This window comes from Enterobacter sp. HK169, assembly GCF_001719105.1.
Taxonomy (GTDB): Bacteria; Pseudomonadota; Gammaproteobacteria; order Enterobacterales; family Enterobacteriaceae; genus Enterobacter; species Enterobacter asburiae_B.
Genome location: NZ_CP017087.1, coordinates 851,003 through 871,954 on the forward strand (window position 1 = coordinate 851,003; position 20,952 = coordinate 871,954).

General features: G+C 54.8%; 19 protein-coding genes and 1 pseudogene. 2 read left to right on the plus strand and 18 right to left on the minus strand.

Going from position 1 to position 20,952, the window contains the following annotated elements:
- Positions 1-8 precede the first annotated feature (8 nt).
- The 3 genes from tyrR to EnteroDNA1_RS04110 all read right to left on the minus strand — a co-directional run bounded on the left by tyrR (position 9) and on the right by EnteroDNA1_RS04110 (position 4,109).
- A complete protein-coding gene (gene tyrR / locus EnteroDNA1_RS04100) occupies positions 9-1,550 on the minus strand; it encodes a transcriptional regulator TyrR (RefSeq protein WP_023335909.1) in 1,542 nt (513 codons plus the stop codon).
- Between the two features lie 112 nt (positions 1,551-1,662).
- Positions 1,663-2,715, minus strand: coding sequence for a YcjF family protein (locus EnteroDNA1_RS04105; protein ID WP_045400123.1), 1,053 nt, complete (start codon positions 2,713-2,715; stop codon positions 1,663-1,665).
- A complete protein-coding gene (locus tag EnteroDNA1_RS04110; RefSeq protein WP_069302911.1) occupies positions 2,712-4,109 on the minus strand; it encodes a YcjX family protein in 1,398 nt (465 codons plus the stop codon). Before EnteroDNA1_RS04110 ends, EnteroDNA1_RS04105 begins: the two co-directional genes overlap by 4 nt.
- A 156-nt stretch (positions 4,110-4,265) precedes the next feature.
- On the opposite strand from EnteroDNA1_RS04110, the gene EnteroDNA1_RS04115 reads away from it, so the two are divergent.
- Positions 4,266-5,276 carry a LacI family DNA-binding transcriptional regulator gene (locus EnteroDNA1_RS04115; RefSeq protein ID WP_033145717.1) on the plus strand — a complete coding sequence of 337 codons (1,011 nt, stop codon included), beginning with the start codon at positions 4,266-4,268 and terminating at the stop codon, positions 5,274-5,276.
- 34 nt (positions 5,277-5,310) lie between these two features.
- On the opposite strand, the gene EnteroDNA1_RS04120 is transcribed toward EnteroDNA1_RS04115, so the two are convergent.
- The 15 genes from EnteroDNA1_RS04120 to pspA form a co-directional block, all read right to left on the minus strand.
- Complete coding sequence (locus EnteroDNA1_RS04120; protein WP_069302912.1) at positions 5,311-6,225, minus strand: OmpG family monomeric porin; 915 nt, start codon at positions 6,223-6,225, stop codon at positions 5,311-5,313.
- Positions 6,226-6,291: 66 nt separating this feature from the next.
- On the minus strand, positions 6,292-7,374 hold the full coding sequence (locus tag EnteroDNA1_RS04125) for an ABC transporter ATP-binding protein (RefSeq protein WP_069302913.1): 1,083 nt from the start codon (positions 7,372-7,374) through the stop codon (positions 6,292-6,294).
- Positions 7,375-7,387: 13 nt separating this feature from the next.
- Positions 7,388-8,053, minus strand: a complete 666-nt coding sequence (gene pgmB / locus EnteroDNA1_RS04130) for a beta-phosphoglucomutase (protein WP_047061000.1) — start codon at positions 8,051-8,053, stop codon at positions 7,388-7,390.
- On the minus strand, positions 8,043-10,322 hold the full coding sequence (locus EnteroDNA1_RS04135) for a glycoside hydrolase family 65 protein (protein ID WP_069302914.1): 2,280 nt from the start codon (positions 10,320-10,322) through the stop codon (positions 8,043-8,045). The genes pgmB and EnteroDNA1_RS04135 overlap by 11 nt, the downstream gene beginning before the upstream one ends.
- The gene (locus EnteroDNA1_RS04140) at positions 10,316-11,374 is read right to left on the minus strand and encodes a Gfo/Idh/MocA family protein (protein ID WP_134211512.1); all 1,059 of its coding nucleotides are present in this window, start codon (positions 11,372-11,374) and stop codon (positions 10,316-10,318) included. Before EnteroDNA1_RS04140 ends, EnteroDNA1_RS04135 begins: the two co-directional genes overlap by 7 nt.
- 11 nt (positions 11,375-11,385) lie before the next feature.
- Positions 11,386-12,174, minus strand: coding sequence for a sugar phosphate isomerase/epimerase family protein (locus EnteroDNA1_RS04145; RefSeq protein ID WP_064672640.1), 789 nt, complete (start codon positions 12,172-12,174; stop codon positions 11,386-11,388).
- Positions 12,175-12,191: 17 nt separating this feature from the next.
- Positions 12,192-13,244 (minus strand): zinc-dependent alcohol dehydrogenase, encoded by a 1,053-nt coding sequence (locus tag EnteroDNA1_RS04150; protein ID WP_064672641.1) that lies wholly within the window; start codon positions 13,242-13,244, stop codon positions 12,192-12,194.
- A 28-nt stretch (positions 13,245-13,272) separates the two neighbouring features.
- Positions 13,273-14,115, minus strand: a complete 843-nt coding sequence (locus EnteroDNA1_RS04155; protein ID WP_064672642.1) for a carbohydrate ABC transporter permease — start codon at positions 14,113-14,115, stop codon at positions 13,273-13,275.
- On the minus strand, positions 14,102-14,983 hold the full coding sequence (locus tag EnteroDNA1_RS04160) for a carbohydrate ABC transporter permease (protein ID WP_023312040.1): 882 nt from the start codon (positions 14,981-14,983) through the stop codon (positions 14,102-14,104). Before EnteroDNA1_RS04160 ends, EnteroDNA1_RS04155 begins: the two co-directional genes overlap by 14 nt.
- Before the next feature lie 22 nt (positions 14,984-15,005).
- Positions 15,006-16,298, minus strand: a complete 1,293-nt coding sequence (locus tag EnteroDNA1_RS04165) for an ABC transporter substrate-binding protein (RefSeq protein WP_069302916.1) — start codon at positions 16,296-16,298, stop codon at positions 15,006-15,008.
- Positions 16,299-16,311: 13 nt separating this feature from the next.
- Entirely contained in the window at positions 16,312-18,009 is a 1,698-nt protein-coding gene (locus EnteroDNA1_RS04170; RefSeq protein ID WP_069302917.1) for a sugar phosphorylase, read from the minus strand.
- Between the two features lie 197 nt (positions 18,010-18,206).
- Positions 18,207-18,431, minus strand: coding sequence for a phage shock protein PspD (pspD, locus tag EnteroDNA1_RS04175; protein ID WP_023312043.1), 225 nt, complete (start codon positions 18,429-18,431; stop codon positions 18,207-18,209).
- Positions 18,432-18,443: 12 nt separating this feature from the next.
- Positions 18,444-18,803: an envelope stress response membrane protein PspC gene (gene pspC, locus EnteroDNA1_RS04180; RefSeq protein ID WP_023312044.1), complete on the minus strand. Its 360-nt coding sequence runs from the start codon at positions 18,801-18,803 to the stop codon at positions 18,444-18,446.
- Positions 18,803-19,027 (minus strand): envelope stress response membrane protein PspB, encoded by a 225-nt coding sequence (gene pspB / locus EnteroDNA1_RS04185; protein WP_023312045.1) that lies wholly within the window; start codon positions 19,025-19,027, stop codon positions 18,803-18,805. Before pspB ends, pspC begins: the two co-directional genes overlap by 1 nt.
- Positions 19,028-19,076: 49 nt before the next feature.
- Positions 19,077-19,745 carry a phage shock protein PspA gene (gene pspA, locus EnteroDNA1_RS04190; protein ID WP_064672643.1) on the minus strand — a complete coding sequence of 223 codons (669 nt, stop codon included), beginning with the start codon at positions 19,743-19,745 and terminating at the stop codon, positions 19,077-19,079.
- A gap of 166 nt (positions 19,746-19,911) precedes the next feature.
- On the opposite strand from pspA, the pseudogene pspF reads away from it, so the two are divergent.
- Positions 19,912-20,888: pseudogene (pspF, locus tag EnteroDNA1_RS04195) on the plus strand (phage shock protein operon transcriptional activator).
- The last annotated feature ends 64 nt before the right edge of the window (positions 20,889-20,952 follow it).

Below are 20,952 nucleotides of genomic sequence, written 5' to 3' on the forward strand. Positions count from 1 at the left end.
GCTTTTTGTTATTCGTCGCCTTTCTTATGATTCAAACCGTACTCACGCAGCTTGTTCGCGATCGCGGTATGCGAGACGCCAAGGCGTTTTGCCAGCTTGCGGGTGCTGGGATAGCTGCGGTACAGCTGCGTCAGCACTGAACGCTCAAAACGGCTGGTGATATCGTCCAGCGAACCTTCCATCGCCTCTTCGCCAACCGATACCGTCCCCGCGTCGTAATCAGGCAACAGAATATCCTGCGGACGCAGTTCATAGCCTTCCAGCTGGGTCAGCGCACGATAAACGGCGTTTTTAAGCTGGCGAATGTTGCCCGGCCAGCCGTAGCGCATGAGCACCGTGCCGAGATCGGCAGACAGCTTCGGACGCGGCACCCCCTGCTCGTCGGCAAAGCGGGCGACGAACAGCTCCGTGAGCGGCATGATGTCCTGCGGACAATCGCGCAGCGGGGGAATATTCAGCGTCAGGACGTTGAGGCGGTAATAGAGATCCTCGCGGAAGATCCCCTTTTGCACCAGTTCCACCAGGTTTTTCTGGGTGGCGCAAATGACGCGCACGTCCACATGCACTTCGTGATCCTCACCGACGCGGCGGAAGGTTCCGTCGTTCAGGAAACGCAGCAGCTTAGCCTGCATGCGCGGCGACATTTCGCCGATTTCGTCCAGCAGCACGGAGCCACCGTTAGCCTGCTCGAAGAACCCCTTCTTGCCTTCCGGCGCGTGGCCAAACAGCTCGCTTTCAACGGCATCTTCCGGAATAGAGGCGCAGTTAAGTGCCAGATAAGGCTTAGCCGCACGCGGGCTCGCCAGATGCACCGCATGAGCCAGCAGGTCTTTCCCGGTGCCGGTATCCCCGGTAATCAGCAGCGGCGCGGTCAGGCTTGCAAGCTTGCGCGCCTGGTCAACCACATGGCGCATTTTCGGGCTGACGGCAATAATCTGGCTGAACGCGCCAACATCCTGGCTGGAAATGTTCTGCAGCTGGCGACCCATGCGTAACGTCGAGCGCAGCATGATCACCGCCCCGGTCAACACGCGGGTATTCCCTTCCCCTTTCAGATAGACCGGCGTGATCTCCATCAGGAAATTCTGCCCGTTAATCACCACATGCTCGCTAAGCGTGTTCTGCGGATTGCTGTCCAGCCAGCGCTGGAAGTTAAAGCCGGGGATCAGCTGCGCGGCGTTATGATTGCTGAGCTTCTCCTGGCTCTGCGCGAAAAGCTGGCAGCTCGCGTGGTTAACGCGCTCAACTTTGCTTTTCAAATCCAGGGAGAGGAACGGCTCAGGCATCGCTTCCAGCAGCGCGCTCAGCGCCAGGTGCTCACGCTCAGAGGGCATCCAGGGAATGGTGCGTACATCCGTAACGCCAGCGATACGGCGGATTTCCGCCATCAGGCTGCTGAAGGTATTAAATTCAATTTCGGCAAAATTGAGGTAAATTCGCCCGACAGGATCGATCTCAATGCCACGTAAATCAATGCTACGTAAAACAAGAAGATCGAGTAACTCGCGGGTCAGACCGAGACGGTCTTCACAGAAGACTTCAAGACGCATGGGAAATTCACCGTTTTAAGCCAATAACAGTAAAATGATATGCCAGAACACGGTGATCGGGAAGATGGCTGTCAACAAATATTGACAGCCAGCACGATAAGTGAACAAAACCTCACGGAGCCGGTTTTTTATTGAGCGTCTCTTTAAGCTGGCCGATCAGCTCGCGCCTGAAATCCCCCAGCCGGGGCTTATCGCCATCAATCCACGGCAGCGGACGGCAGACTTCCATCGCTTTAATCCCCAAACGCGCGGTCAATAATCCTGCGCCGATACCCTGCGCGGCACGAGCGGAAAGACGCGCCGCCAGATCCTGCGACATCCAGTCCATTCCCACTTCGCGCACCAGTTCACTCGCCCCGGCAAACGCGATATTGAGCAGGACCAGCTTGAACAGCCGGAGTCGACTGTAGTAACCCAGCTCTATGCCGTAAAGGTTCGCGATACGGTTGATCAGGCGCAGGTTACGCCAGGCGATAAAGGCCATATCGACCAGCGCCAGCGGGCTGACGGCAATCATCAGGGTGGATTCCGCCGCAGAACGGCTGATCTCGCGTCGCGCCTGGGCATCCAGTACCGGCTGAACCATATGGGAGTAGAGCGTCACCACTTCCCGGTCATTCTGTGTTTCATGGATGGCGGCATACCAGCGCTGAAGCGCCGGATGCGACTGATCGATTCCCGCCTGGCTGGCCAGCTTTTCACAGAACGCGCGGCCTTTACCGGTGCCGTGACTGTGGAGCAGATCCCGCGCTTCATCACGCTCGTGCGCGCGCTGGCGCAAACGCCAGAGCCGCCGCCACTCGGTGGCAACCGACCCGATGCCCGCCCCCACAATCAGCGCGCCCGCGGCACATCCGCCCAGCGCGACCCAGTCCTGAGTTTGCCAGGCATTCATCGTCCACTGCACGCCCTGCCCAACCACGCTTACGCCAAACAGCGCCAGACCGGCGGTGACCATCCTGCGCCACAGGCTGCGTTTTGGACGCAGGGCGGCTTCCACAACCGCCTCTGCCGGACCTTCCTCGACGCCGGGCTCCTCTGTCAGGGCCGGAGCAAAGTTATCAGCCTGCGTGCCGCTGAACGTCTGCGCGGTTTTGAACGCCTCCTGAGGATCCTGCTCAAGCGTTCCGGTAAAGTCTATGCGCGGTTTTAACGGTTCCGTCATCGCAATTTATCTCCAATCAAAAACTCCAGCGCCGCATCCAGACGGATGTGTGGTAATGGCCTATCGACGCTCATTGCCTGCGGGCGGAAGGCTTCAAACTGGAAACCCTGATTCTGCCAGAAGGCCTGACCCGGCAGCCGCGCAGGCACTTCGCCCGGATAGACGGTAAGCGGTTCACCGTCGCTGAGCCGGTTCCCGCGTAATGCCGGTATTTTCTCGCCGTTAAGATCAATCAGCCCGCTTTGCGTTGCCTGCACGGACGCAAGCCCAAGGCAATCCATGCCGATCCCTTCGAAGGCGGCGTTTTGCCAGGCGTCCTGCACCAGCTGCTGCAGCAGCGATACCATATTGGCATGCTGGTCGACCGTGACGTGATCGGCCTTGGTGGCCGCAAAGAGCAGTTTATCGATCACCGGTGAGAACAGACGGCGAAACAGCGTCCGCTGCCCGTAGTGAAAACTTTGCATCAGCTGCGTCAGCGCCAGACGCATATCGTTGAAGGCCTGCGGCCCGCTGTTGAGCGGCTGCAGACAATCCACCAGCACAATCTGACGGTCAAATCGCAAAAAGTGGTTTTTATAGAATCCCTTGACCACTTTTTCACAGTAGTAATTGTAACGCTCGCGCAGCATCCCGGCGTTAGTGTGCCTGTCGGCCTGCGCCAGCTTCGACTCGCCCACCCTATCCACGTCCGGCCAGGGGAAGAACTGAAGCGCAGGCGCGCCCGCTAAATCACCCGGCAGGACAAAGCGACCCGGCTGAATGAAGTGCAACCCTTCCTGCTTGCACTGGTGCAGATACGCCGTCCAGGCTTCGGCAATGGCCGCCAGACGATTTTCATCGGCCGATGCAAGCGGGTCCAGGCCTTCGCACAGCTGTCGCCATTTGGCCGACCACCCGGCGCGCTGCCCCTGTAACAAGCCCGTCATCTGGCGGGACCAGCTGAGGTAATCCTGCGCCAGCATCGGCAGGTCGAGCAACCATTCACCGGGGTAATCGACGATTTCAAGGTACAGCGTAGAGGTATCCTTGAAGTGGCGCATCAGGGTTTCATTCGAGCGAAAGCGCAGCGCGAGGCGAATTTCACTCACCCCTCGCGTCGGCGTCGGCCACGTGGGCGGATCGCCATAGAGCTGCGCCAGCCCTTCGTCATAGGTAAAACGTGGAATCCCAAAATCACGCTGAGGAACGCGCTTCACGCCCAGCAGGCGTTCTTCCCGCACCGCGCTGAGCAGCGGCAGACGCGCCCCGGCGTGCAGGTTCAGGAGCTGGTTCACCATCGCGGTGATAAACGCCGTCTTACCGCTGCGGCTCAGCCCCGTCACGGCCAGACGCAGATGACGGTCAACGCCGCGGTTCACCAGTGAATTGATTTCGTTTTTAAGTCGCTTCATCGCCGTCCTTCGTTGCCTGGAAGCCTTGAATGCATTGCTTCAGAATACAATAAATGGGGGGCAGATCGTTGATTATCAATTCTTATTTATTGCTATTGCCGTTTTCTCTCCAGTAAGATGAACGGCATTGCTGTCAGTCCGGAGTGAGTAAGGTGTATGTCACCCACCATCTATGATATCGCACGGGTTGCGGGCGTATCGAAATCAACCGTTTCCCGCGTTCTGAATAAACAAACAAATATTTCTCCCGAAGCGCGTGAAAAAGTGCTGAAGGCGATTGACGAATTAAATTATCAGCCCAACAAACTGGCCCGCGCCCTGACCTCTTCAGGCTTCGATGCCATTATGGTTATTTCGACCCGTTCAACCAAAACCACCGCCGGTAATCCTTTTTTCTCCGATGTCCTGCATGCCATTACGGCAAAAGCGGAAGAAGAAGGATTTGACGTTATTTTACAAACGTCAAAAAGCAGCGAAGACGATCTGCTGAAATGCGTGAGTAAAATAAAACAGAAGATGATCAAAGGGATCATTATGCTGAGCTCACCGGCAAATGAATCCTTTTTCACCACGCTGGATGCGTATGGCGTACCGGTAGTGGTTATCGGTAAAGTGGAAGGTGAGTATCAAAATATCTATTCCGTCGACACGGATAATTTCCATGACAGCGCCACGCTGACCGAAACCTTTATTAAAAACGGACGCCGTAAAATTGCCTGTCTGCATGCCCCGCTTGATTATCATGTTTCGATCGATCGCCTTGCGGGCTATAAAGCCAGTCTGGAAAAGCACCATATTGCCCTTAACCCGGACTGGATCAGGGATGGCGGTTATACCCATGAGAGTGCGCTTACGGCAGCGCTGGAATTGTTGTCTTCACCCACGCCGCCTGATGCAGTATTCGCTACCGACAGCATGAAGTTACTTAGCCTCTATCGCGCGGCGGATGAGTTGAACCTGATGATCCCGGAGCAGGTAGTGATAGCCGGATACAGTGACCCGATGCTGTCTCTCATTTTAACGCCCTCGCCTGGCGGCTTTGATATCCCCACCCGAAAGCTGGGAGAAGAGAGCTGCGATCTTCTTTTCAGGCGTATTGCGGGTCATCCCGCCCCGCAAAAAGTGCTTGTTGATACCCACTTTTTGTTGGCTGCTTCCCTTCGCTAAAACCAGGGGCGAAGTGCCCCTGGCGTGCAGTCGGTCAGAACGCGTAGTTTACGCCAACCCCCGCATAGTGGAAGCGGTCGCTTTCGCCTTCATCGTGGTTTTCCCACTCATAGGCGTATTCCAGCGTCATGGATAAACCATTGTTGAAATCGTAAGCGTAGAGGAGACCGAGTCGGTTGAAATCGTGTCCTTCACGCTCAGGATCGTCCTGCCAGTCCCAGTTAGACCAGCGATCGAGCCCCAGGCGGGTATAAGGCGTTAAGGTGGTCTGGCCTAACGAAATGGGCAGATAGGCACGAATTTCCTGAGTAGAAAATTCGCCGTTATTACGGGAACTGTCCATATTGAAGCCGCGCTCTAAATAATAATTCACTTTAGCCGCAAAGGTTTCGTTAATGGTCCAGGTAAAGCCCGTTTCGGTTTCAACGCGGCTGTCAGCATAGCCGGTTTTTTGCAGATCGTTAGCAAACTGATACATGGCAAACCAGCCGCCAAAACGCCAGTCGTCGGTTAATTTAATATCCCAGTCAGGCTGAACTTTGTAGCGCTGCATATTAGCGCTGCCGTCTTTGGCACCGTGCTCATCTTTAAAGTGATAACCATAATTACGGAAACCGCCAGTCAGACCGAAGGTGAAATTATCGGTTCCGATAAAGCGATAGCGTAATTGAAATTCAGGACGATCGAAATAGGTTCCACGGGTCATACTGCTGTAATCAACCGGCCCCTCCTGATACATCGCCAGCGAAATAGTCCACGCATCCCAGGTTGCATTAAACCATACGGAAGGTTCATATAATCCATCTTTATCGTCGACCTGCCCCTCAACGTTTTCGATTTCATACATTGCGCCAATATTAAATTCCCACTGTTTAGCTGCTTCTGATGCTTGTGCACAGCTAACTCCTGCGCACAGAACGAGCGCAGCACTTCTTAGTAGAGTACTCATTTAATTTTCCCTTTATAAGTAACAAACAAAAAAACCGGAAATTTGCATTTCCGGCGAACACCTTTCTTATCTAATAGCCGCTTCGGTTTCAGCGTCGAAGAAATGGCACTTATTCATATCGAACTGGATATTGATATTATCCCCTGCGGCATAATCATTCGCCGCGCCAGCGCGAACCACCAGCTCATGACCGCCAACGGTGGCGTAAAGCATAAATTCTGCGCCGGTCAGTTCGGCTACGCTGACTTTCGCCGCGATATTTTTACCACTGCTCTGCAGAGTGAGAATATCTTCCGGGCGGATCCCAAACACCACCGCTTTGCGCTGATACCCTGCGGCATTCAGTGAAGCGAGCTTGTCTTCCGGGATCGCCAGACGCAGCGTTTCCGTGACGAAATAGCGATCGTCGATAGCACCGCGAATAAAGTTCATGGCTGGCGATCCAATAAACCCAGCAACAAACATGTTTGCCGGTTCGTTGTATACCTGCTTCGGAGCGCCGACCTGCTGAATAATGCCGTCTTTTAAGATCACGATGCGGGTCGCCATCGTCATGGCTTCCGTCTGGTCGTGGGTCACGTAAATCATCGTGGTGTTGAGCTTCTGGTGCAACTTGCTGATTTCAGCCCGCATCTGCACGCGAAGCTTGGCATCAAGGTTGGAGAGCGGTTCATCCATCAGGAACACGCCCGCTTCGCGCACGATCGCCCTGCCCAACGCCACGCGCTGTCGCTGGCCGCCGGACAGCGCGCCCGGTTTACGCTTGAGGTACTCGCGTAATCCGAGGATCTGTGCCGCCCAGTTAACGCGCTCGTCGATAACCACAGGCGCAATTTTTTGCATCTTCAGGCCGAACGCCATGTTTTCGTAGACCGTCATATGCGGATAAAGCGCATAGTTCTGGAACACCATCGCGATATCGCGTGACTTGGCGGGCACGTCATTCATGCACACCCCGTCAATAATCAGTTCACCCGCGCTGATCTCCTCCAGACCGGCAATCATGCGCAGCGTCGTGGATTTCCCGCAGCCCGAAGGCCCGACGAAGACGATGAACTCCTTGTCTTCTATTTCGAGACTGAAATCCTTAACCACGTGGACCTGGTTATCATAGATTTTCTGAATGTGTTTCAGGGACAGTTGAGCCATTGTTAATTCCTTATCAATACGTCCGGGATGCCCAAAACTCGGTCAGGCATTTCCAGGTCAGTTCCCGCGTTGAATGAAGTTGTAAACCCGCATGGTTCAGGCCAGATCCAATCCCAACCGATAGCATTCCCGCCGCGTTGATCGCCTCAACGCCTGCAGGTGCATCTTCGATACCTATAGCCTCGTCAGGACGCACATTCAGGCCTGCACAGGCAGCAAGGAAGATCTCCGGGTCTGGCTTTGAGCGGCGAATACGGGAAGCATCGGCGCAAAAATCGAAGGCCTGATGAATGCCCAGCGCGTGCAGGATCCCCGGGGCATTCAGGGATACGGAGGCGAGCCCAATTTTGACCTTCGCCGCACGGATATCCGCCAGGACGTCGCGAATACCCGGAAGCAGTGAATCCTCCGTCAGCGACGCCAGAGACTGGACATAGAGCGCGTTCTTTTTCGTCGCCAGCGCGAGGCACTGCTCATGGCTGAACATCCCCTCTTTCCCGCCATGCTTCAGGATGCGCTGCAGGGAATCCATGCGGCTAATGCCCTTCAGCTGTTCGTTAAATACTTCGTCGAAGGTGATGCCGATTTCATCCGCCACTGCACGCCAGGCCAGAAAATGGAGGTGTGCGGTATCGGTGATCACACCGTCCAGATCGAATACAACCGCCTTAAGCGTCATGGCGCCCCTCCGTGGTAGCGGTCCCATTAACAGGTGCAAGAAAATCCTTATAAGCGCAAACTGTCCGCCCCGATACGTGTAGCGTCTTGCCCCACAGCGTCAACATGGAAGGTGCCGAAGCTTCAATGGTTAACACCTCGTTTTCACAGGTGAAGTGCAGCGTTGCATTTCGCCAGCGCAGCGGGAATGCCAGTCTTCGCCAGTGGGCCGGCAACCTGGGCGAAAGATGCAGCTCCCCATCCACTATCTGCATACCGGCAAAGCCCTGAATGACGCCGGACCAGATAGCGCCGGTCGCAGCGGCGTGAATTCCGTCATCGCACCTGTGCGGGTCGTCCCCAAGATCGATAGCGACGCCATCGCGCCAGAAGGCGTAGGCACCTTCGACGTCACCACAGCGGGCAGTCACAATGCCGTGAATGGCCTTGCTCAGCGAAGAGTCATGGATCGTGCGGGGCTCATAGAACGCCAGATTGGCGGCACACTGCTGCGGGGTAAACCGCTCCGGCAACAGGTAGGTAAGCATCACCACATCAGCCTGCTTAAGGATCTGCATGTCGTTGACTTCCGCGCGGGAATAATCGAGCAGAATGGTCTGCTTACCCGCTTTGGCTTTGTAGCGGCTGAGATCGATGGCCGGTTTGGCCATGAAGGTATCATCCTGCGGGATCACACCGTCTGGATTGGCCTCCGGCAGCCATAAGCACGTCAGGAACCGTGTCGCTTTGTGCGTAAAACCTTCATCCTCGCGCCCAAATATCGCCATAAACTGGCGAGCGCAGGCAACGTTGTGCCAGGCCAGATAGTTGGTATACGCGTTGTTGTTCACATGCTCGGTGTATTCGTCCGGTCCGATAACATCATGGATTTCGAGACGACCATTAATTTCCGTCGCGCGGCCCATCCAGAACGCGGCGGTTTCCATCAGCAGCGTCAGGCCTTCGTTTCGCATAAAGGTCTCATCCTGCGTCGCCTGCCAGTAAGCGACGACGGCCCAGGCAATGTCAGCCACGATGTGGTGTTCCGCCAGCGCGGAGGCCACCTTCTGGCGCGTGCCGGTTCGGATGTTGATAGCCGCGAACTCCGGCGTCTCTTCCAGCCCGCTGGCGGCGCTTTCCCATGGGAACAACGCGCCGGGCCAGCCGTTGCGACGGGCTTTTTCCCGCGCCCCGGCCAGGTTGAGCCAACGATAGCGCAGCAGGCTACGGGCGATTTGAGGTCGCGTGAAGAGATGGAAAGGCAGCAGGAAAATTTCGGTATCCCAGAAGACGTGGCCTTTATACCCCTCGCCCGTCAGCCCTTTGGCGGCGATACTGCTTCGCTCATCATGGGCTGGCGTCATGGTCGTCAAATGCCAGACGGCGTAATCCAGCGCCATCTGATCCTGATGTTCCGTAGACTCCACCTCCACCCGAGCATCGCACCAGACCTCTTGCCAGGCACACGCCGAACTCTCAAGCAAGGCGTCGTAGCCTCTTGCCGCACAGACCTTAAGATCGGCCAGCGCGTTTCGGGCGAACGAGGCCTGCGACAGTGCTTTATCACTGCGATGTGCCACCCAGACGATTTTTTCAAGCGTGACAGTGTCACCCTTAGCAATCGTCAGCGAATGATGAACGCTGAGACGACGATTTTTGGCGGTGAAACAGCTATCGCTCTTCGCGGAGAGCTGACAATATGCTGAAACAACAATCTCAGACGCGCGGTCCTGCGTTTCATACACGCCCTGCATATATTGCTGGTCGAACACTCTGACCGACATTTCATCCAGATGCTGTCTGCCGCTGTTCGTTTGCGTTGCGTCAATGCCGGTTTGCACCACGGCCTGCGTGGCGGTATCGAGCGGTGTAATCGAAAGCTGCATGGCCACTAAGGGCAACTGGTCCAGCGACACAAAACGACGGCTCTCCAGACGATAGCGTTTCCCGTCAGGCGAGCGCCAGACGACGCTGCGACGAAGCTCGCCATTAGCAAACGCCAGCTCGCGCTGCCACTCGAGGATTTCGCCTGACAGGAGCGTGAAATTGAAGCCATCCAGCTCAACATCGATACCGATGATATCCGGCAGATTGATCAGCTCAGTGGTCTCGTTGCGACCAGCACGATGATAGAGGCCCGCAAGATACATGCCTCTGGTTTGCTGGGTGTAATCTTCTTCGTGCGCAGCGCGGATCCCCATGTAGCCATTACCGCAGGCCATGATGGAGGCGTATTTATTCAGGCTGTGTGGACAAAAGCCCGGGTCGGTTAATACAGACACGTTTAGCATATCGTCACGCTTTCCCCTGTTTCTGCTGATTCATACAGCGCGGCGACAAGCTGCTGGATAACCAGCCCCTGCTCCGCATCAGCGATCATGACGGGCTCTCCCTGCACATGCCGCACAAAGGCATCCATACTGCGCATATGACGCTGGTCGTCAGCCTCTTCACGCTGCGTGAGGGTGACTAAAGTACCGGCTTCGTCGTTGTAGATGTGCGCCGGGAACAGCATGGCGCCAGCCTTTTCGCCGCAGAATGCGACGTTCATAATGGATTGTTCACGGATATTGAGCGCAAACGACGTGTCCAGACGCAAAATGCCGCCGTTGCAGAACTCAATGGTGCCAAACAGGGCATCTTCAACGGTAAACTGCGTGGGATCCCACTCGCCAAACTGGCCGCTGCTTTTACGGTTTCCCAGCCTCTGGAAGCTATGTGCCGTCACCTTTTTTATCGCCGGGAACCCCAGCACGTACATCGCGGCATCGAGCATATGGATGCCGATATCAATCAGCGGCCCACCGCCCTGAAGCGTTTTGTTGGTAAAGACGCCCCAGCCGGGAACCCCGCAGCGGCGTAGCGCCTGCGCCGTGGTGTAATAAATTTCTCCCAGCGCCCCCTTTATCACAGCTTCACGCAGCAGTTGCGTATCGAGAGCAAAACGATGGTGAAAATCATACGCCAGCACTTTTCCCGCCTTGCGCGCGGCCATGCGCATCCGATCTGCCTCCTGCGGCGTCATAGCTGGCGGTTTTTCACACATCACGTGGCAGCCTGCTTCCAGCGCTGCCATGACGTGCCCGAAATGGAACCGGTTAGGCGAACAGACGCTCACCACATCCGGCTTAACCGCCTCGAGCATCTCTCGCGCATCCTGCCATGCCGAGGGAATACCATGACGTTCCGCAAACGCCCGAGCCTGTTCAGGGTGGCTGTCCATGACAGCCACCATCTGAACATCCCTGCGCGTGGCGTAATACGAGGCATGCACTTTATCCGCGACCTGCCCGGCGCCAATGATGGCGACGCGCAGAGGCGAAGGTGTAGAAGCACTCATCACGCTCGTCATCCTTAGCATTTACGCAAGTAAGTGAGCGAATCCCGGTATGCCTGAGCCGGATCCTCGGCGCGAACACGGCACTCATACACCACGTAACCCCGGTAGTTATCAGCACGCAGCTGAGCGAACAGGCTGGCAAAATCGAGGCTGCCGCTCCCAGGCTGGTAGCGGTGGTTATCTGCGATGTGCACATGGCCCAGCAGATCGCGGTGCTGATGCAGCGCATCCGTCAGCGAGTCTTCTTCGATGTTCATATGATAGAAATCGCCGATGATCTGCACGTGCTTCAGGCCGTTCTCTTCGATATAGCGACGCGCGTCAGCAAGAGTGTTGATCATGTGATCCTGATAGCGGTTCAGCGGCTCCAGGTAGACGGTTGTTCCGGTGCGAGCCGCCACCTCATCCAGCCAGCGCAGGGAGGCGCTTACGGCTTTGCGGTCACCGTCCAGGCTGCGTGGAGAGGTCATTGGCGGTAGACGGAAGGTAAACATCCCCCAGGCAGCAGGCACGATAATGCCCTTTCCGCCAACTTCCGCCAGCGCTTTCAGAATGCGTTCAATCTGCTGTAACCCGTTCAGACGGCGTTCTTCGATGAAATCACCGATCCAGCCATCGTATCCGCCACATGCTGTCGTCACCGGCAGACCGGTGGCTTTGATGGCCGCTTTCACTTCATCGAGGTTTTCCACCAGCAGGCGGCCGTCAATTTCGTAACCATCAAAGCCCATCGCTTTGATGTACTCGAATTTCTCCATGATATTGACCGGGAAAAAGGCCTGGTTTTGTGTTGCGATCTTCATGATTTGCTGTCCTTAGCTTAAAAAGTGACGCCCATTTTGATACTGAGTTCCGGGTGCTGATCGACATACTTCATATAGCTTTCCGGGGTGGTGGCGAAGGTCACGACCGGGTCGATCAGATCTTCACAATTCAGATAACCGTTCATCAGCAATTCCCAGCAGGTCTCTTCAATACGCTTGCGGCTCCAGCGCGGGTAGTCCGGGTTGGGTTCGCTACAGGCGCGGGAGAAGACAATCTTCGCGTTATTGAAATGCGCTTCGCGGCCGAGGTTAAAGCCTTCCGCGAACGGTTTTGCGAAAGCTACATAGGAGATGGTGCCGCCGTAGGCAAGTCCGCGCAGCGCGGACTGCAGCGCATCTGCAAAGCCGCTGGTTTCGATGATCGCGTCCGCGCCCTGCTTCCCGGTCAGCTTTTTGATTTCCAGACCGACATCGGTGCCGATTGGGTTCAGACAGTGGTCTGCCCCATGACGGCGGGCAATCTCACAGCGGTGTTCGATAGGGTCGACGCCGATGACGATTGACGCACCGGCTTTTTTCGCCAGCTGGATCGCAATTTGCCCAATGGCTCCCAGACCGACCACGACAACAAAGTCGCCCACGCGGACGTTGGCATCACGCACGCCGCTCATGGCGAACTGCGCCGGATCGTAGCAAACGGCGTTTTTCCAGGAGGCGCCCTGCGGCATTTTGCGCAGCTTATAGTTATTCACCGCGTTAACGATCACCGTTTCCTGCAGCGGTGCGTAGCAGCAGACGCTGTCGCCGATCTGGTATTCCGTGACGTCAGCACCGCATTCGATAATCTCGCCAACAATCATATTGCCCAGCTGGAACTTACCGAATTCGATCCCGCGGGCCGCCCCCTCTTCACGCGGGGTAAACATCTGCCACTCCGCATTGAACTCTTCATCGATAAACGGACTGGCGGCGCGGAAATCCACCACTTCGGTACCGTGTTTCGGCGCGCCAAAGCGGGCGCGAATTTTCACTTCATGGACGGCAACCGGACGATCTTCATATTCCACCAGCGCCGCTACACGAGGCGCTGTCGCAACTAATTTTTTCATGACTGACTCCTTGTTAAAATTGGCCGCCTCAGCCCTTCACGCCACCGGCGGTCAAACCACTTTTAATAAAACGTTCAGACAGGGCGTACATGATGACAACCGGAAGCGCCGTCACCAGCGATGCCGCCATCATGCGACCCCAGATATAATCTGGCGTGCTAAAGAGCGTGTTCAGCCCAACCGGCAAGGTGAAATGGCTGGCGCTGGACAGGAAAATGGACGCAAACAGATAGTCGTTCCACGCCACCATGAAGCAGTAGACAAACACCGACACGAGCCCGGAAATCGCCAGCGGCACGGTGATGCGAAAGATGATTTGCAGGCGGTTAAGGCCGTCCATCATCGCGGCTTCTTCGATTTCGTCCGGGATGGTGTCGAAATAGCTGCGCAGCATGAACACCGCTGTCGGTAACGTTTGGGTCACCATGGTGATAATCAGCGCCAGCTCGGTGTCGTAGATCCCAAGGGCAGTGATGATTTTGAACAGCGGCACCACCAGCAATATCCCGGAGAACATGTAGACGGTGTAGAAACTCGCATTGATCGTCATGCGGCCCTTAAAACGCAGTTTGGACAAGGCGTAAGCCCCCAGCGTGCCGAGAAATACGGCAATCACCGAGGAGGTCAGCGACACCATCATGCTGTTTTTGAAATAGTCCACGAATGGGAAAATCAGCGGATTAAAGATGTCGACGTAATGCTGCAGCGTCCACGCCTGCGGCAATATGGTCGGGTTAAGCGATATCGCCTCTTTCGCACTCTTAAACGACGTCATCAGCATCACGAAGAACGGGAACAGCGTGATGACCAGGAACACCGCCAGACCGAGATAAAAACCAATACGGCTCAGTACGCGTTTATTTGTTGCCATTGAGGTTTACCCTTTTTCTGGTCAGCAGAATCACCGCGAAGATGATCACAAACAGCACGACGGAGATCGCCGCAGCCTTACCCAAATCATTGAAAGCAAATGCCGTTTTGTAGAGGTAGACGCCCAAAATATCGACCTTGGTCGTCAACAGGTAGACATCCGCAAACATATAGAACATCCAGATAGTGCGGAGCGTCACCACCGTTGCCAGCACCGGCATAATCGCGGGCAGCGTAACGATTCGAAAACGCTGCCAGGCATTCGCGCCGTCCATTTCCGCCGCTTCATACAGCGACTTATCAATGGTCTGCAAAATCGCGAGGAACGAAATGAACGCGTACGGGAAGTAGCGCCAGATGGCGAACAGCACCACCAGCACAAAGCTGCTGCCAGGATTGTCGAACCACAGCGGCGCCTGGTCATACAGATGCAGCAGGTCAACGCCCAGATAGTTCACAATGCCGTAGCCGTTGTTGAACATGTATTTCCATGCAAACACCAGCGAAATGGACGGGGTGACGTAGGACAAAATCACCAGTGAACGTGCCGTTTTCCGCAGACGGAATTCACGGTTAAAGAAGATCGCCACCGCCAGCCCCAACCCCGTGCTGCCGATCACCACCAGCGCGGTGTACCAGAACGTCATCCACAGGGAGTGCCAGAATGCTGCATCACTGAGAATGCGAATGTAATTATCCAGCCCGACAAACACAGCGCTAATGCGCGGGTTAAGCGGCAGACGTAAGAAACTGATTTCAATATTGGAAATCATTGGCCAGGCCACCAGGCCCCCCAGCAAAATCAGGCTGGGGGCCAACAGCAGCATGGCGAAAGGCATATCTGAACGACCAGAAAACAACGTCTTCATAATTTCCTTCCGCAGAGCGCTCCTATCGTTGTGAAATCAGATCGGTCAGACGCTTCTGGCTGTTACTAAGCGTGTTGCTGAGATCTTTTTTCCCCACCGTGATGTTATGCACCATGGAACTGATGATGCCGGACCCGGTAACGTCGCCCATGCGAGTGAAGTTTTTGTCGCCCACGGCGCCAAACACCTGCACATTAGGGAACTGCGCAATCAGTTCGTAAGGCAGTTGCCCAAACGCTTTAATCACATCGTTGTTTTTCCATGTATCGGTGCCCACCACCAGCTTGTTCACCGGCAGTGCCGCGCCGGGCGACATCATGACCCAGTCGGTTGCGTTTTGAGCCTGCTCCATCCAGGTCACAAACTTTTCAGCCGCCTGGGTCTCATCTTCGGTTTGACCGGTGGTAATCGTCAGCGACGTGACCATGCCGTAAACGGCAGAAGAGGTTTCTGTTGGGACGACGAAGCCCAGGTTGGCAGGGTTTCCGTCCTGGAATACCGCCGGAAGGATGTAGGTGGAGTACACCGCCATCGGCGCAGAACCGTTCATGAAGGCATCTTTGATCTCCATGACGTCGTTTGAACCCGGCATGGTGGTCGCGGCCAGATCTTTATAAAACGCCAGGGCTTTTGCCATTTCAGGGGTATCGATGTTGACGTTCCCTTTGGCATCAAAAACGTTCGCGCCGCCGGAAAGCGCAAACTGGGAGAATGCCTGCTCCGTCATCACGCTTTCGGCGGTGGGCAGCGCAATGCCGTAATGTTTTTTGGCCGGGTCGTTAAGGCTCTGGCTGGCTTTCAGCAGCTGCGCCCAGTTATGCGGCTCCTGGATACCCGCCGCAGCCAGTGCATCTTTGTGATACCAGACGCCGGATAGCCAGGCGCTGACTGGCACACCCGTCCAGGCAGAACCGTCTTCCGTACGAACAACACGCAAGATGCCGTCATAGAAGGTGTCCTCGCCTACCGCTTTAATGGCTTCGCCGATAGCTTTGCGATCCAGCAGCTGTTCCTTGTCCATGACTTTCGCGTAGTCATGGCTGACTTCAATCACCTCTGGCAGCGCGCCCGTTCTGGCGAGCGTAATAACCTTGGTGTTGTAGGCATCCTCTTCGACCGGGACCTGTTTCACCGTGATGCCAGGGTTCTCTTTCTCGAACTTTTCGATAAGCTTCGTGATAACCGCCTGGCGCTCCTGCTCGACTGACGAGTGCATAAACTCAATGGTGACAGCAGACTTTTTGTCGTCCTTGCACCCTGATAACAAGGCGCACGAAACCAGTGCTGAAATCAGCACAATTCTGGGCATTTTCATTTTAAGGTCCTTTTTAGTTTTCTTTAATCCACAACACCTGCCATGGATATAGGGTCAGCGTTTTATCTGTAATATCTTTCCCGGAAATCAACTCCGTTCCGGAATGAATATCGGATTCCATCGTTTGAATGCCATCACTGAAATTAAACAGCGCCGTTACTTTCTCACCACAATCCGCCACGCGAACGATTTTTAAAACATGTTTACCTGACGCACTGAAATAAGCTTCACTGTCAGGATGGAATGCTTTCTCCGCCCGACGCAGCGCGATTAACTGGCTTAACGAGCGATAGATCTGAGAACGCAGGCTATTTTTATCTTCAAGCAGGCTATCAATTTGCCCTGCCGTGTATTTCTCACGATTAATCGCACGGTTATATCCCAGGTGTTCAACACCTGCATAATCATTACGGGAACCGAGAATGCTCTGGATATAAACCGCAGGCACGCCGGGGAAGCTTAAAAGGACGGCATGCGCCAGAATAAACCGGGCAATCCGTTGGCTATCAAGACTGTCACGCGTACTTAAAGCATCCAGATAGGTCACATTAATTTCATAAGGACTGCGTGTACCATCCGGGTTATTTTTCCAGTTAACCAACGCCCCTTCAGCCTGAAGTTTTTCCACAAGCGAGAGGATTTCCGACTCGGGTAAAATTCCGCGTAACGGATTCAGACCAATCCCGTCATGCGAGGCCAGGAAGTTAAACCAGGTGGTTTTCGTGGAAGGCAACGTCAGCGACGCTGCCCACTGGCTCAGCGTCCCGACGTCCTGAGAATGCACCGCATGCAGCACCAGCGGGGGCAAAGAGAACTGATAAACCATCTGCGCTTCATTTTCGCCGTCACCGAAGTAAGCAACGTTATCTTTATGCGGAACGTTCGTCTCGGTAATAATCACCGTTCCAGGGGCGACAGCCTCGGTAATCGCGCGGAAAAGCTGGATGAGCTGGTGGGTTTGCTCAAGGTGGATGCAGTTTGTTCCGGGTATTTTCCACATGAATCCCACCGCATCCAGACGAATGTATCGCGCCCCTTCAATCAGGTAATGCAGCAGCACGTCGACCATCGCGATCAGCACCTGCGGAGAGGCGAAATTGAGATCGACCTGGTCCTCGCTGAAGGTGGTCCACAGGTGTCGCACGCTGCCGTCATGCAGCGTGAAAGGTGTAAGAAGCGGTAAGGCACGCGGACGCGTCACCGCGGATAAGTCTGTTTCAGGATCGACAGAAATAAAGAAATCTTCATATCCTGGCATTTGCTTCAGGTAATTAGCGAACCATTTGCTTTTGGCTGACATATGGTTGCATACGAAATCGAACATTAAACTGGCTGACTGTTTTAATTCAGCAACGTCTCGCCACGTTCCGGTTTCCGGTGCAACCTCGTGATAATCGATAACAGAAAAACCGTCGTCCGAAGACCATGGATAAAAAGGCAAGAGATGAACATGAGAAAAAGAACGAGAAAGCCACCTGTTATAAAAACGTGTAAACACCGGTAGCGCCTTCTCCCCTTTCGCTGAAAACTGATCGGCATAGGTAATCAGGACAACGTCTTTTTCATCCCAACCCGTTTTACGTTTTTCCGTAATAACAGAAGCGGCATTTCCAATATTTTCCAGCAGCACATTAAGATGGGCATCAGAAAACGTTTCCCCGTAAACAAGATTAATGAGTTCTTTAATTTTTGTATTCATTTCATTTTCCATGGTAGCGGTCCCACGAAGTGGCAATCTACTCCCATGAAAAATATCTGTCAACGGACCAGAAAGGAGAAAAAGGTGATTGCAAAGCAGCTCAGCGCAATATTGTGAGCTGCCGCAAAGAAAGAACCGGGAAAAGAGGAAATGCGGTTAACCGTCGCCAGTCCCTCCCCCGTCAGGGAAAGGGCTAACGCCAGCAGGAATTATTGGGATAAGTAGCGGCGAGATAGCCGTTTTGCCACCTTTTGCAGCAGCGGTTCGAGCGCCACGGCCAGCACCATTCTGACCGGTTTGCGGGCAACGGATTTGATCGCCCAACCCGCCACACCTGCCGGGCCGAACCGTAACGCGGTCAGCAGGACCAGTTTACCTGCGATTTTCAGGCCGGGTTTTACCTTCTGACCGGCCTGTTGCCAGTGTTGTTTCATCTCATCTCTCTCTTAAAGCTGACGAAAGCGACTTCTCAGCGTAAAGGTATCCGACGTGACATAGCGTTCCATTTCCCGTAGCCGCTTCTCACCGGCGGCGAGTTGCTCATCAACGGCATTGAGAAGATCGCTGCTGGTCGGGGCTCCCTCCGCAGCCAGTTCTCCTTCGGGCATCGGGTCAAGAACAAACGACAGGACGATATATGCCACCAGGGTAATAAACGCCAGGCCAAAGAAGATCGATAGCACCGCGACCACGCGGACCAGTTTTACCGGGACATCAAGATAGTGAGCCAGCCCGGCACAAACGCCGCGCACCATGCCCTGCTGTGGAATTCGCCACAACTTTTTGTTCAGATTCAGTCCAGACATTAACGGTCCCTCCAGTTTGGATGCTCAGCATCCAGGATGGCTTCCAGCGCCTGAATGCGTTCGCGCATTTTGTTCGCCTCGTCGGAGAGCTGTACCAGACGCTGTTGTTCACTCTGGGAGAGTTCGCCCCGAGAAGAACGGTTGCTGTAGTGCAGCCATAGCCAAATCGGCAAAACGAACAGCACGAAAATTGTCAGGGGAATGGCCAGAAAAAGCGCGCTCATGTGTACTCCTTGTCTTATGATGCGGCACGCTCAGGTGCCGCAGGAATTATTATTGGTTGTCTTGCTTCATTTTGGCTTTCAGTGCCGCCAGCTGCTCGCTGATTTCATCATCAGCCTTCAGATCGGCGAACTGTTGATCCAGCGACTTCTGCTTGCCGATGCCGTGGCTTTCGGCTTCCGCTTCCATGTGGTCGATACGACGTTCAAACGATTCAAAACGCGCCATCGCTTCATCAAGCTTACCGCTGTCCAGCTGACGACGCACGTCGCGGGAAGAGCTTGCCGCCTGGTGACGCAGGGCCAGCGCCTGCTGACGCGCGCGGGTTTCGTTAAGTTTATTTTCAAGCTCACCAATCTCTTTCTTCATACGGGTGAGCGTGTCATCCACCAGCGTGACTTCATGCTCGAGCGTCGCGACCATATCAGCCAGCTTCTGTTTTTCGATCAGCGCCGCACGGGCCAGATCCTCTTTGTCTTTACGCAGCGCCAGCTCCGCTTTTTCCTGCCATTCGTTCAGCTGAGCGGTTGCCTGTTCAATACGACGCGTAAGCTGTTTTTTCTCCGCCAGCGCGCGGGCAGAGGTTGAACGCACTTCAACCAGCGTGTCTTCCATCTCCTGAATCATCAGACGTACCAGCTTCTGCGGATCTTCCGCTTTCTCAAGCAGTGAGTTGATGTTGGCGTTCACGATGTCGGCAAAACGAGAAAAAATACCCATAATCAAATCCTCATAGTTCTGTTATCGGGCTATGCCCTGCTGTACGGATAATACAAACATCATGCCAGGTTTTTATCTTATTGATTTTTCAGAGTCTGATTGATTTTTGCGCAGCAACAGACTATTCTTCCCTGGTGAATATCGCTAAGGAGTGGTTAATTTCATCATGCCCGGATACAAAGACAATTTACTCGGCGAAGCAAACAGCTTTCTCGAAGTGCTGGAACAGGTCTCTCGCCTGGCGCCGCTCAATAAACCGGTGCTGATCGTCGGTGAACGCGGAACGGGGAAAGAACTGATAGCCAACCGTCTGCATTACCTCTCCGGGCGCTGGGATGGCCCCTTCATTTCCCTTAACTGCGCGGCGCTGAATGAAAACCTGCTCGACACCGAGCTCTTCGGCCATGAAGCGGGGGCGTTTACCGGCGCCCAGAAACGCCATCCCGGACGCTTTGAGCGCGCCGACGGCGGTACGCTGTTTCTGGATGAGCTAGCCACCGCGCCCATGCTGGTGCAGGAAAAACTGCTGCGCGTGATTGAGTACGGCGAGCTGGAGCGAGTCGGCGGCAGCCAGCCGCTGCAGGTTAACGTACGCCTGGTGTGCGCCACTAACGCCAACCTGCCGGAGATGGTGGCGGAGGAGAAATTCCGTGCCGACCTGCTTGACCGCCTGGCCTTTGACGTCGTTCAACTTCCTCCCCTGCGCGAGCGCAGAAGCGACATCATGCTGCTGGCAGACCAGTTTGCGATTCAGATGTGCCGAGAGCTCGGACTGCCGCTGTTCCCCGGCTTCAGCGATTATGCGCAAGAGACGCTGCTGGCTTACCACTGGCCGGGAAATATCCGTGAACTGAAAAACGTCGTGGAGCGCTCCGTCTATCGTCACGGCAGCAGCGAGACGGAGCTGGACAATATCATTATCGATCCTTTTCAGCGCAGCGCAGCGCCGCTACCCACACCAGCGTCTTCAGGCGGTCTCCCTACTCTCCCCTTGATTTACGCCAGTTCCAGAACGATCAGGAGAAACAGCTGCTGGAGCAAAGCCTGAAGACGGCGAAATATAACCAGAAACGGGCGGCTGAACTGCTGGGTCTGACCTACCATCAGTTAAGGGCATTGCTCAAAAAGCATCAAATGCGCTGACAATATCAGCACTTACCTGCAGACATTTTTACGAAGCAGGCGTAAGTGCGATACACTTTGCAGA

Bases quoted from the DNA above. Each gene is read 5' to 3' on its own strand.
- pgmB (WP_047061000.1), bottom strand. From the start codon at position 8,053: ATGACGCTTAAGGCGGTTGTATTCGATCTGGACGGTGTGATCACCGAT.
- EnteroDNA1_RS04105 (WP_045400123.1), bottom strand. From the start codon at position 2,715: ATGACGGAACCGTTAAAACCGCGCATAGACTTTACCGGAACGCTTGAG.
- EnteroDNA1_RS04125 (WP_069302913.1), bottom strand. From the start codon at position 7,374: ATGGCTCAACTGTCCCTGAAACACATTCAGAAAATCTATGATAACCAG.
- EnteroDNA1_RS04165 (WP_069302916.1), bottom strand. From the start codon at position 16,298: ATGAAAATGCCCAGAATTGTGCTGATTTCAGCACTGGTTTCGTGCGCC.
- EnteroDNA1_RS04110 (WP_069302911.1), bottom strand. From the start codon at position 4,109: ATGAAGCGACTTAAAAACGAAATCAATTCACTGGTGAACCGCGGCGTT.
- EnteroDNA1_RS04135 (WP_069302914.1), bottom strand. From the start codon at position 10,322: ATGCTAAACGTGTCTGTATTAACCGACCCGGGCTTTTGTCCACACAGC.
- pspC (WP_023312044.1), bottom strand. From the start codon at position 18,803: ATGTCTGGACTGAATCTGAACAAAAAGTTGTGGCGAATTCCACAGCAG.
- EnteroDNA1_RS04170 (WP_069302917.1), bottom strand. From the start codon at position 18,009: ATGGAAAATGAAATGAATACAAAAATTAAAGAACTCATTAATCTTGTT.
- pspB (WP_023312045.1), bottom strand. From the start codon at position 19,027: ATGAGCGCGCTTTTTCTGGCCATTCCCCTGACAATTTTCGTGCTGTTC.
- EnteroDNA1_RS04160 (WP_023312040.1), bottom strand. From the start codon at position 14,983: ATGAAGACGTTGTTTTCTGGTCGTTCAGATATGCCTTTCGCCATGCTG.
- EnteroDNA1_RS04150 (WP_064672641.1), bottom strand. From the start codon at position 13,244: ATGAAAAAATTAGTTGCGACAGCGCCTCGTGTAGCGGCGCTGGTGGAA.
- pspA (WP_064672643.1), bottom strand. From the start codon at position 19,745: ATGGGTATTTTTTCTCGTTTTGCCGACATCGTGAACGCCAACATCAAC.
- EnteroDNA1_RS04145 (WP_064672640.1), bottom strand. From the start codon at position 12,174: ATGAAGATCGCAACACAAAACCAGGCCTTTTTCCCGGTCAATATCATG.
- EnteroDNA1_RS04120 (WP_069302912.1), bottom strand. From the start codon at position 6,225: ATGAGTACTCTACTAAGAAGTGCTGCGCTCGTTCTGTGCGCAGGAGTT.
- tyrR (WP_023335909.1), bottom strand. From the start codon at position 1,550: ATGCGTCTTGAAGTCTTCTGTGAAGACCGTCTCGGTCTGACCCGCGAG.
- EnteroDNA1_RS04115 (WP_033145717.1), top strand. From the start codon at position 4,266: ATGTCACCCACCATCTATGATATCGCACGGGTTGCGGGCGTATCGAAA.
- EnteroDNA1_RS04155 (WP_064672642.1), bottom strand. From the start codon at position 14,115: ATGGCAACAAATAAACGCGTACTGAGCCGTATTGGTTTTTATCTCGGT.
- pspD (WP_023312043.1), bottom strand. From the start codon at position 18,431: ATGAAACAACACTGGCAACAGGCCGGTCAGAAGGTAAAACCCGGCCTG.